Source organism: Rhodothermus profundi (assembly GCF_900142415.1).
Lineage (GTDB): Bacteria > Bacteroidota > Rhodothermia > Rhodothermales > Rhodothermaceae > Rhodothermus > Rhodothermus profundi.
The window spans coordinates 68,853-81,025 of sequence record NZ_FRAU01000002.1 but is presented as its reverse complement, the minus strand read 5'-3'; the positions used below and the strand labels follow the sequence as shown (position 1 = coordinate 81,025).

Annotated in this window: 6 protein-coding genes; 3 read left to right on the top strand and 3 right to left on the bottom strand. The window is 60.0% G+C overall.

Annotation, left to right across the window (positions count from 1 at the left end):
- The first annotated feature begins 124 nt into the window (after window positions 1-124).
- Window positions 125-3,466 carry a transcription-repair coupling factor gene (gene mfd, locus BUA15_RS03835; RefSeq protein WP_072714658.1) on the top strand — a complete coding sequence of 1,114 codons (3,342 nt, stop codon included), beginning with the start codon at window positions 125-127 and terminating at the stop codon, window positions 3,464-3,466.
- Here mfd and BUA15_RS03830 read toward each other — a convergent pair.
- Genes BUA15_RS03830 through mnmG form a run of 3 tightly spaced genes read right to left on the bottom strand, consistent with a single transcriptional unit; the run spans window position 3,436 to window position 7,103 of the window.
- Window positions 3,436-4,449 (bottom strand): helix-turn-helix transcriptional regulator, encoded by a 1,014-nt coding sequence (locus tag BUA15_RS03830; protein WP_072714657.1) that lies wholly within the window; start codon window positions 4,447-4,449, stop codon window positions 3,436-3,438. The genes mfd and BUA15_RS03830 overlap by 31 nt on opposite strands.
- Window positions 4,450-4,483: 34 nt before the next feature.
- Window positions 4,484-5,170 (bottom strand): 16S rRNA (guanine(527)-N(7))-methyltransferase RsmG, encoded by a 687-nt coding sequence (locus BUA15_RS03825; protein ID WP_072714656.1) that lies wholly within the window; start codon window positions 5,168-5,170, stop codon window positions 4,484-4,486.
- Between the two features lie 31 nt (window positions 5,171-5,201).
- Window positions 5,202-7,103, bottom strand: a complete 1,902-nt coding sequence (mnmG, locus tag BUA15_RS03820) for a tRNA uridine-5-carboxymethylaminomethyl(34) synthesis enzyme MnmG (RefSeq protein ID WP_072714655.1) — start codon at window positions 7,101-7,103, stop codon at window positions 5,202-5,204.
- Between the two features lie 165 nt (window positions 7,104-7,268).
- On the opposite strand from mnmG, the gene BUA15_RS03815 reads away from it, so the two are divergent.
- Window positions 7,269-9,836, top strand: coding sequence for a PAS domain S-box protein (locus tag BUA15_RS03815; protein ID WP_072714654.1), 2,568 nt, complete (start codon window positions 7,269-7,271; stop codon window positions 9,834-9,836).
- Window positions 9,833-12,172 (top strand): PAS domain S-box protein, encoded by a 2,340-nt coding sequence (locus BUA15_RS03810; RefSeq protein ID WP_072714653.1) that lies wholly within the window; start codon window positions 9,833-9,835, stop codon window positions 12,170-12,172. Before BUA15_RS03815 ends, BUA15_RS03810 begins: the two co-directional genes overlap by 4 nt.
- Window position 12,173: the final 1 nt, after the last annotated feature.

The window sequence follows — 12,173 nt, the reverse complement described above, 5'->3', positions numbered from 1 at the left end:
CCCAAGCCTGTCTGCTACTATGTTTCACGTGAAACCGTAGTCGTGAACCCAGCTCCCCCTTGCTCGTTCTACCGCGCGCAATACCGTTAACGTAACCTCACACAAGCCTTACGCCCTACCTCCCGTGAAGCTGACCGATCTGCATCGTCGTCTGGAAGCAGCGGCTTTCTTCGAGCCGCTACACGAGCACCTGCAAAACCTGAGCGCACCCATCCGCCTGCATCTGCGCGGACTGGCCGGATCGCTGCCCGCTTTTGTTCTCTACGAACTCCATCGACACTTTCCACACCCCATACTGTGCCTGACACCCGACGAAGACCAGGCCGCCTATCTTCTCAGTGACCTGGAGCAACTGATGGGCGTCTCCGACCAACTGCTGCGCTTCCCCGCTACCGGACAGAAACCCTATGACCTGGAGCAGATTCCCGACACGGCTCCGCTTATTGAACGCACAGACGTGCTGCGCCGCCTCTCCGAAGGGTTTAGCGGCCTGATGGTAACCAGCGCCGAAGCCATTGCGGAACGCGTTCCTCCACCCGACGAGGTGCGCCAGGAGACGCTGGTACTTACGCCTGGCATGGTCTATGACCCCAACCAGTTACTGGCCCGCCTCATTGCCCAGGGATTCGAACGGGTAGAATTCGTCGAAGCCCCCGGCGAAGTAGCCCTTCGAGGCGGCATCCTCGACGTGTACCCCTTCACCGGCACCTATCCCCTGCGCCTTGAGTTCTTCGGAGACGAAATCGATACCATTCGCGAATTCGACCCCCGCACGCAACGCTCCATCAGCCGACTCACTACAGCCTACATTGTCCCGAACCTGTCGACGACCACCCCAAAAGCAGCAGCCCATTCACTTTTTGACCATCTGCCTCCCTCAACGCTGATCGTATGCTTTGAGGAAGGCGCCCTCTTCGATGCCGTGCAGACCCGCTTCGCCGAAGCGGAACAAGCCTACGCCCGCCTCGAACAGACCAACGATCAGCCGCCCCCTGCCGCCCGCTACCTGCCCGCAACCGAACTGGCTGCCTGTCTGGACCGCTACCCTATCCTGCTTTTCGGAGCACTGGCCGAGGCCGAATCAACGCTCACCTGGGATACCCATCCCCAACCCGCTTTTCACGGCAACCTGAACCTGCTGCGCAAGCGTCTCCAGGCAAACGCCCAACGAGGCTGGCGCACTTTCATTCTCTGCGACAGCCGAAGCCAGGAAGCCCGCTTGCACGACCTGCTTCAGGAAGAAATTGAAGCAGGCAGCGTGCGCTTGCTTGTTGAATCGCTCCACGAGGGCTTCGAAATACCCGACGCCCAACTGGCTGTTTACACCGACCATCAGATCTTTGGCCGCTACCACCGTCCCACCACCCGCAAGCGCCGCCGGCTCCTGGGTGGCCTCTCCCTTCGCGCGCTGCAAAATCTGCAGCCTGGCGACTACGTCGTCCACGTCGATTTCGGCATTGGTCAGTTTGCCGGCCTCCAGCGCATCACCATCCGCGGCAAACAACAGGAAGTGGTGCGGCTGCGCTACGCCGATGGAGACGTGCTCTACGTGAGCGTCAACGCGCTCCACAAATTGCATCGCTACACCGGCCGGGAAGGCCACCAACCACGGCTGACCAAGTTGGGCTCGGGCCAGTGGGAAAAAGTCAAAGCACGCACCAAAAAACGCATCAAGGATATTGCGCGCGACCTGATCCGGCTCTATGCAAAGCGGAAAGCTTCCCGGGGCTTTGCTTTTTCACCCGACACGGTTTGGCAGCGTGAAATGGAAGCGGCCTTTGAGTATGAAGACACCCCGGACCAGGCGGCTGCGGCCGAAGCTGTCAAGCGCGACATGGAACAGCCGATCCCCATGGACCGGCTTGTATGCGGCGACGTAGGCTTTGGCAAGACCGAAATCGCCATCCGCGCAGCCTTTAAAGCCGTGCAGGATGGCAAACAGGTAGCCGTGCTGGTGCCCACCACCATCCTGGCCGACCAGCACTATGAAACGTTCACGCGCCGGCTGGCCCCCTATCCGGTGCGCATTGAAGTGCTCTCGCGCTTTCGCTCGCCAGCTCAGCAACGGACGGTGCTGCGCGATCTGGCTGCAGGCAAGGTAGATATTATCATCGGCACGCACCGGTTACTTTCGAAAGACGTCCAGTTTAAAGATCTGGGGCTGCTTATCATTGACGAAGAGCAGCGCTTTGGCGTAGCTGCAAAAGAACGCCTGCGTCAGCTCCGCGTCGAAGTCGACACGCTCACGCTGACCGCCACCCCTATCCCCCGCACGCTCCAGTTTGCCCTGATGGGAGCGCGCGACCTGTCCATTATTTCCACCCCACCTCCTAATCGTCAACCCATCGTTACCGAGATCCACACATTTGACGAAACGCTCATTCGTGACGCCATTCGCTATGAAGTCAGCCGCGGCGGACAGGTCTTTTTCATCCACAACCGCGTGCAGTCTATTTATGAAATGGCCGCCCGCCTGCAGGCGATCGTACCAGACGTGCGCATTGCCGTGGCTCATGGCCAGATGAAGGCCCGGGAGCTGGAGCGCGTTATGCACGACTTCATGGCGCGCAAATACGACGTGCTGGTCTCCACCAACATCATCGAAAGTGGCCTGGATATCCCCAACGCCAACACCATCATCATCAACCACGCCGAACAGTTTGGACTGGCCGATCTGCACCAGCTTCGCGGCCGCGTTGGACGCTCCGACCGCAAAGCCTTCTGCTACCTGCTGGTGCCGTCCATTCACGGGCTTACGCGGGAAGCGCGCCAGCGCCTGCAGGCAATTGAAGAGTTCAGCGAGCTGGGCAGCGGCTTTTCCATTGCTATGCGCGACCTAGACATCCGCGGCGCAGGGAACCTGCTGGGCGCTGAGCAGAGCGGTTTCATTGAAGAGATCGGGTTCGAAACCTACCAGCAGATCCTGGACGAGGCAATTCGGGAGCTGCGCGAAGAAGAATTTGCCGACGTACTGGGAGCACCGCCTCCCAAACCACCTGAAACAAGCGTCGACGTCGAAGCCGATGCATTCATCCCGGACACGTACGTTCGGAGTCATGTCGAGCGGCTAACTCTGTATCGACGGCTAAGCGAGGCAACCGACGAGGCGACCATCGATGCGTTTCGAGAAGAACTGGTGGACCGATTCGGTCCCGTCCCTCCTGAGGTAGACAACTTGCTCTGGGCTGCCCGGCTCAAGCTGCTGGGACAGGTGCTGCGTCTGCCCCGGGTGCTTTTCAAAAACCACCGCCTCTTTTTGGAATTTCCCTCTCAGGACGGGGATCCGCACTTCTACGCGCACCATTTTATGCCATTGCTGGAGCGTTTGAGCCAGCTTGACCGGCGCTATGTTCTGAAAGATCAGCAGCGGAAGCTGCGGGCCATCGTGCAGGACGTGCCCGATCTGGAAACCGCCTATCAGGTGCTTCGGCAGCTTCAACCTACAGAGGTGCCGGTCTCTTCGTGAGGAGGCGCGGGCTCGTAGCGGGCCAGCACTGCCCGCGCCTGGGCTCGGAGCTGCGCTCGAAGCGCCTCGGGCGCCAGCACTTCGACCTCTGTGCCGTAGCGCAACAGCCAGCGCGCCAGGTACTCCAGGTTCTCAAAGGCAAAGGTTACCTCAATGCCTTCCGGCGTCTCCTGCTCCGACTCAATGCGGGCAGGAATGCTGCGTCGGGCCCAGCGATAGGTGGCTGGCGCAAAGCGCAGGCGAATGCGATACGCTTCGCTCGGGGCGCCCTGCGCCTCCAGGTAGGCGTTCAGGTCGAAATCGCGTGGTGGTGTAAACCGTTCAGAAAGTACGGCCAGGCGCTGGATGCGATCGAGCCGGAAGTTTCGGATGTCTTTTCGGAGATGATCGTAAGCGATCAGGTTCCAGTGGTCGGTGTAGTAGACCAGTCCGAGCGGATCCACCTTGCGCTGCGTTAGCTCATCTCGGCTGGGCACGTAATATGCCAGATGGACGGACTGCTGGCGGGCAATCGCTTCGCTCAGTTCGTACCAGTAGCCTGTCTCTTCGCCGGAGCCTTGCATCGTTTGCAGCCAGTAGGGATCAATGACAATGCGTTCCTGAAGCCGGTCGATATATTCACGGATAGGCTGCGGGAGTACAGAGCGAATCTTGAGGGCGACGGCGTCGGCATCTGCGCGGAGTGACGCGTCGGGCTGGCGTTTGATGAAGGCGGTTCCGATGAGGAGCGTAGCCGCCTCACGGGCTGTGAACATGAGCGGTGGAAGCTGGTAGCCTTCGAGGATTTCGTAGCCCCCGCCTTCCGCATAGGTCAGCGGCACGTTGGCTTCGCTGAGGGCTCGCAGGTCTCGGAAGATGGTGCGGCGGCTTACGCCAAAGTGCTCGGCCAGTTGTTGGGCTGTCAGGCCAGGCCGCGTTTGCAGCAGCAGAATCAGGGCGAAGAGGCGTTCGGTGCGATTGCGGCTGCGTTCGGCCAGCTTCATGGAACGGCCATCTGTAGTTCCTGGGGGTCTGGTGTTACCGAACCGGGCCGTCGGGTTCCGGTTCCGTCGCAATGTGCACCAGATACTTTGCGGTAAAGAATGGATCGTCCAGCAGTCGGTCCAGTGGCAGGAGCGTTACGTGCACGGTCGGATCCAGTTGTTCGAGGGCTGCCAGCTCTTCCGACAGATCACCGCCTTTAAGGACCAGCAGGCCTGGTTTCCAGGCGTCGGACGGTGTTATAAGGGGGCGGGCGACCCGCCGATGCCATGCCCAGAGCGTGGCCAGGGATGCGGTGGCGCGCGAGACGCTGTAGTGCGCCGCGCCTTTCCAGCATTCGGCTCGGGTGTGATGGACCTGTAGATGCGTCAGCCCCAGGCGTCGGGCCATGGTACGAACGGCGAGCACTTTCTTTTGCACTGCATCCACAGCGTGCACGACAATTTCAGGAAAGGCGATAGCCAGTGGTATTGCCGGCAATCCGCCCCCCGTTCCCCAATCGACAACCACACTTCCAGGTGGTAGCGGCCGCCACATCAGCGCGAGACAGTGCAACAGATGGCGGCGGTGCACGTCCGAAAGTGTTTCACGTGAAACCAGATTGTGCCGGCGTCCCAGTTGTTGGAGGAGTTGCGCGTAGCGTTCAAGCTGCTTTTGCTGCGCCGGAGTGAGCTGCGCCCAGGGGCTCCATCCCGCTGGCGGTGTTTCACGTGAAACGCGCATGGGATGTGGAAAACTGTTTCACGTGAAACGTTCAGGCTGCCTGTGGGCGGCGATAGCGACGCAGCAGCACCATCAGCACAGAAATGTCGGCCGGCCGCACCCCGCTGATGCGGGAGGCCTGTCCCAGATTTTCCGGGCGAATCTTGCTGAGCTTCTCACGGGCTTCCTTGGAAATCGTCGCGACCGCCTCGTAGTCAAAATCTGGCGGAATGCGCCAGTCTTCCAGCTCCCGCATCTTCTCGACCAGCTCTCGCTCCCGGTCCATGTAGCCCTCATACTTTAACTCAATCTCGACAAGCAGCTCAACAGGCTCCATACCCGGCGCCGGCACCACGACCTGCGCACGCAATCCGGTAGCCTCCAGCAGCTCGCGTAAATTGACCTGCGGCCGAAGGGCCAACCGCACCAATCGCTCCGGTCGCTCAATAGGCGAGGTACCTACCCGCTCCAGATAACCATTCACCTGCTCCGGACGCACCGTAGTCTCCTCCAGCGCCCGGCGCGTCCGCGCAATGGCCTCCTTTTTTTGTCGCATCCGCTCATAACGTTCGCGCGTGGCCAGGCCCAACCGGTACCCCAGTTCCGTCAGCCGCAAATCCGCATTGTCCTGTCGCAGTAGAATTCGGTGCTCTGCCCGCGAAGTGAACATCCGATACGGCTCGTCCGTCCCCTTTGCCACCAGATCATCAATCAGCACGCCAATGTACGCCTCACTGCGCCGCAACACCACCGGCTCCTTGCCTCGAAGCTTCTGCACCGCATTAATCCCGGCCATGAGTCCCTGCGCCGCCGCCTCCTCATAACCAGTCGTACCGTTGATCTGCCCCGCAAAAAAGAGCCCTTCAATGTACTTTGTCTCCAGACTGTATCGAATCTGATAGGGCGGAAAGTAGTCGTACTCAATGGCGTACCCCGGCCGCAATACATGCACGCGCTCCAGTCCCGGAATCTTTCGAAGCGCGGCAACCTGCACCTCTTCTGGCAAACTGGTCGAAAAACCGTTCACGTACACCTCATAGGTATCCCAGCCCTCTGGCTCCAGAAAAATGGGATGGCGGTCGCGTTCTGCAAAGCGTTCAATTTTGTCCTCAATGGATGGGCAGTAACGGGGTCCCCGCCCCTTGATGCGCCCGCTAAACATTGGACTGCGGTCAAAACCCGTCCGCAGAATGGCGTGCACCTCCGGCGTCGTATAGGTAAGCCAGCAACTGAGCTGCTGGTCTGGCAGCCTGTCAGTCATGTAGGAAAACGGCAGGGGCTCTGAATCCCCTGGCTGCTCTTGAAGCTGCCGGTAGTCAATGGTACGACCATCAATGCGCGGCGGCGTCCCCGTCTTCAACCGACCGCTCTCAAATCCCAGGCGTTCCAGGCAGGCCGTCAGGCCTGTGGCTGCCCGCTCGCCCATGCGGCCGCCCCCAAGCTGACGCTCTCCCACATGAATGACTCCGTTCAGAAAGGTACCGTTCGTCAGGATAACGCACGGCGCATAGAACACCTTACCGAGCTGGGTGCGCACCCCTCTTACCCGCCGATCCTCCACCAGCACTTCCGTGACCGTATCGGCCCGCATCCACAGGTTCGGGATCGACTCCAGCTCACGACGCACCGCCTCCGCATAGCGCTTGCGGTCGCACTGCGCCCGAGGCCCCCAGACGGCCGGCCCCTTACTGCGATTCAGCATCCGGAACTGAATGCCGGTCAGATCGGCCATGCGCCCCATGATCCCCCCCAGCGCATCAATCTCACGCACCAGATGTCCTTTGCCAATCCCTCCAATAGCCGGATTGCAAGACATGCGACCAATCGCCTCCAGGCTCATGGTGATCAGCAGGGTGCGCGCCCCCATTCGGGCCGCTGCTGCCGCCGCCTCGGCCCCGGCATGCCCTCCTCCCACGACGATCACATCATACCGTTCGTCGGACCAGATCTCCATCCCATCTTCCTGTTTGTTGCCGCACAAAAAGTTTAAACGTCTAAGGGGACGACAGTTTCTCTTGATCCGCGGGGCGTCCTCATCGTTTCTTGAATGTAAAGATTCACAGATGCCCCAGGTATGCTTTTTGTTCAGCCAGCCGGTGTGCTCAGGACCTCCCCGGTCATGGAGACAGTATCGGTTATCTGCTGGACACCGACGCCGGAAACGCCGTTGCCGGCGGAACTGGCCAATCGGCTGCCACCGGAAGCCAAACGGTGGCTCGAAGATGTGCGCCAGCACCCTCCGCCGGCGCCCCAGGCGTACCTCGTAGCCCCACCTACCGGTTCCCTTCTGCTGCTGGCGCTTCCCTACCCGTCGGATCCTCCGCTGCTACTGGCTGCGCTGGACGTGGGTACAGTTTTCCCTGTATCCGATACCTTTTTCCGCACGCTGGTGCAAAGCCTCCGGGCGGTGTTCTGGGAAGCCGATGCCCAGACCTTCCGCTTTACCTATGTCAGCCCCCAGGCCGAAGAGCTGTTGGGCTATCCCACCACCCGCTGGCTGAAAGAGCCGGATTTCTGGATCGCTCATATCCACCCGGAAGACCGCGCGCAAACGGTTGCCTACTGCCGCGAAACAACCGACCGCGGCGAAGATCATGACATCACGTACCGCATGATCCACGCCAACGGCCGCGTGGTCTGGATCCGGGATATCATCACGGTCGTGCCCGATGCCCAGGGACGCCCCTATCGCCTGCGTGGCCTTCTACTCGACGTAACCGAAGAGCAGGAGACGCGCCAGGAACTGGAATTAGCCCGGCAACGCTACGAAGACCTTGTCACAAACAACCCCATCGCGACAGGGGTCTACGGCCGCAACCAGGTCGTCTATGCGAACCCTGCCATGGCCCGGCTCTTCGGCGCCAGAAAACCGGGAGACTTGCTGGGCAAAACGGCTGCCGATCTGATCTATCCGGACAACCTGGAAGCTGCGCTGGAATACCTCCGGCGCGTCATCAAGCAGCGCGAGCCCGTCCACGGCCGAGGCCGCGTTCAGCGCCTAGACGGTCAGCCTGCCATTGTAGACTTCCGGGGCGTCCCCATCACCTGGGAGGGCGAACCGGCCGTGCTGTTTTTTATGTGGGATGTAAGTGAGCAGCTACGTACCGCCCGCCGTCTAGCCGAACGCGAAGCCCAGTACCAGGCCCTCTTTGAAAACGCACCCGCCCCTATGTACGTCCGCCGCAACCGACAATTCCTGCTGGTTAACCCGGCCTTTGCCCGCCTGACCGGCTACACCGCCGAAGAATTAACCGCACCAGGCTTCGATGCCCTGCGGCTCGTAGCTCCCCAGAGTATCCCGGTCGTTCAGGAACGTCTGGCCCGCCGAGCTCAGGGACTCCCCGTTCCCCCCTGCTACGAGCTCTGGCTTCAACGCAAAGATGGCAAAGAAATTCTTGTTGAAGCCACTTCCATCAACATCCTCTGGGAAGGGCAGCCTGCCGTGCTGGGTTTCTTTCGAGACATCAGCGCCCAGCGCGAAGCGGAGACGTATCTTAAACAGGCCCGTCAGAAAGCCGAAGAAGCCAGCCAGCTCAAACACAAATTCCTGGAACTGATGACCCATGAGGTCCGCACCCCTCTCAGCACTATTCTGGGCTACGCCGAACTGCTTCGCGATGAGCTTGCTGACCGAATCCCTCCAGAACTCCTGCAGTTTCTCGAAGTCATTCGCGACAGCGGTCGCCGCCTGCTAGGATTGCTCTCCGATGTGCTGGACCTGAGCCTGCTCGAAACGCAGCGACGCCGGCTGGAAACAGAAGCCGTCAGCCTGAACGAACTGGTTCATCGCCTGCAAACCGACTTCGCTCCCATGGCCCGCGAGAAGGGGCTCGCCCTGAAAACAGAAATCCCGGAACGCCCCATACGGGTCGTCGCCGACGAAGAGGCGCTTTACCGAACGCTCGCCAACATTGTGCACAACGCCGTCAAGTTTACCGAAACGGGCGAGGTTCGGGTGCGAATTGGTCGAAACAGCCACGAAGGGTGGGTGCAGGTCATCGACACCGGCCCCGGCATGAATCCCGAGTTTGCCCGCACGGGCCTGTTTGAACCCTTTCGCCAGGAATCCGAGGGCTTAAACCGACGCCACGAAGGCGCCGGGCTGGGTATGGCTGTAGCCTATCGCTTTATTAAAGCGATGCAAGGTCGCATCAACGTGGACACCGCGCCCGGCCGCGGCACCACCGTTACAGTGTACCTGCCGCTGCTTACCATGCAACCGTCTTCTACACCTTCGGCATTGCATCCAGAAGCCCGCGACCTGCACCGGCTCCAGCAACGCCTTCGAGAACGCAACCCCCATATCCTGATCGTCGAAGACAACCCCGAAAACGCTCGGTTTCTAGAACTGGCCCTCCAGGAAGTGGCCCAGGTTACCCGGGCTTCCGATGCACGCGAAGCGCTCCAGTTGATTGAAGCAAACCTGGTGCGCAATCAAATTTTTGATCTGATTCTGCTGGACCTGAACCTGCCCGGCGGATTCAGCGGGCAGGCGCTTCTTCACGAAATACGGCGACGGTCTGCCTACCATCACGTACCCATTGTGGCCCAAACCGCCTATGCCGAACCCTTTCGCCCAGAAGACTTTCTGGCCGAAGGGTTTGACGGCTTTCTCATCAAACCCATTGACCGCCTGACGCTCTATCGCGAACTGGACCGTCTGCTGACGCAGCCCACTCCCTCATGAGTTCTCCTTTAGAAAAGCAGCCAGACTTCTACCGCGTTCTTTTTGAGGCGGCCAACGACGCCATCTTTCTGGCCGATGTTGAAACAGGCCGCCTGCTGGATGCTAATCCACGGGCCTGCGAACTCATCGGCTACACGCGCGATGAGATTCGAGGCATGCACCATCTCGAACTACACCCCCCGGAAAAACGGGAACGCTATCAGACTATCTTTCAACGCCATGCTGAAACAGGCCAGGCTATCGAAGAAGTTGAAGTTTTACATCGCAATGGCACCCGCATCCCTGTCGAAATCAGCGCTTCCCGCATCACGCTTGACGGCCGCCCGACCCTGATTGGCATCTTCCGTGACCTCCGTCCCCGCTATGAACTGGAGCAAGTCCTCCAGGAAAGAGAAAGTCACTACCGCATTCTGGCCGAGCAGGATCTGATCGGTGTCTATCTGATTCAAGACAACCGTTTTGTCTACGTAAATCGGTACATTGCCAACTTCCTGGGCTATGAGCATCCTGAAGAGCTGATCGGTCGCACCATTGCTGAACTGGCTTATCCCGAAGATCTGCCGCTCATTGAAGAGCAAATCCGCCGTCGGCTTTCGGGAGAAGTCAAAACCGTCCATTATGCCCTGCGGGCTTATCATCGCCAAGGACATGTCGTAGACATTGAGGTAATTGGCTCAGCTACTACCTATCGAGGGCGCCCGGCCATTCTGGGCGTCATGCTACACACGAGCGAGGTGCGACGGCAGGCACGCTTCTACGAAGCCGAAAGCCGCATCCTGCAGCATCTTCTTCGAGGCACCCCTCAGGAAGCTCTGCTCGACGCCCTGTGCACGGCTCTTGAACAGCGCCTTTCCGACAGCACCTGTACCATCCAACTGCTCTGCGAAGGTCGTCTCTACCGCGGCGCTTCGCACATGCCCCCCGAATACGATGCAGCCATTGAAGGACTGGCCATCGGCCCCGAAGTCGGTTCCTGTGGGACAGCAGCTTTTACCCGTGCTCCTGTCTGGGTAGCCGACGTTCATGCAGATCCGCGCTGGACGCCCTATCGGGAGCTGGCCGAACGTTTTAATTTCCGCGCCTGCTGGTCCTACCCTATTCAGAATGCTCGTGGTGAAGTGCTCGGGACGATCGCCGTGTACTTTCCTACAGTCCGGGCACCCGAAGTCGCCGAAAAGGATGTGCTGGCCCGAGGCGCTGCGCTGGCCACCCTCATTCTGGAAACCCAGCGCCTGCAGGCTGAAAACGCCCGTCTAGCCGAAGTAGCCCGTCAGACTTCCTCCGGCGTGGTCATCACGGACCCCGAACGCCGCGTGCAGTGGCTCAACGAAGGCTTTACGCGTCTGACCGGTTACACGCTGAAAGATGTCTACGGCCGTCGCCCAATGGAATTCCTGGCAGGCCCCCAGACCGATCAGAAAACGCTGGAAACGATCGAGCAATGCCTGCGCGAAGGCCTTCCGGTCCACACCCGCATCTACTTCTACCGGAAAGACGGAACGGGATTCTGGGACGAGCTGCGCATTGAACCGCTCCGCGATGCGGAAGGCCGCCTGATCGGCCTCATGGGTCTCAACCATGACATTACGGAGCTGGTCAAATACGAACAGGAACTGAAACGTGCCCGCGCCGAAGCCGAAGCAGCCGCTCGCTTGAAGGCAGCCTTCCTGGCCAACATGAGTCACGAAATTCGCACCCCCCTTAACAGCATCCTGGGTTTTGCAGAACTGCTCGACGAACAGCTCGCGGTGCACGCCTTAGAACCGCTACGGGAATTTACAGGAATTATTCAACGCTCAGGCCGCCGGCTGCTCCGCTTGATAAACGACATCCTGGAACTGAGCCGCCTGGAAGCGGAGCGGCTCGTGCTCCAGACCGAACCCTGCGCGCTGCATACGATCGTTGAAGAAGCTGTCGCAGAACTACAACCGCTGGCTGAACAGAAAAACCTGGCGCTTATTGTCCACACTCGGCAGGTCCCCCCGGTGCTGGGCGATCCGCGGCGGCTGCATCAGATTGTAACCAATCTGGTAGCCAACGCCCTCAAGTATACCACCCAGGGAGAAGTGCGCGTTGACCTGCAGGTTGAGACGACCGACCAGAGCCGCCGCGTGGTGCTGCGTGTGACAGACACGGGGCCGGGGATTGACCCCGCCTTTCTGCCGCACCTGTTTGAACCGTTCCAGCGCGCCCCTTCCGAACAGGACCGTAGCGAAGGCAGTGGCCTAGGTCTTGCCATTACCAAACGGCTTGTTGAGCAGATGCATGGCCACATCACAGTAGACTCAGCCCCCGGTCGAGGCACTACGTTCACGGTCACGTTTCCTGCGCTGTAGC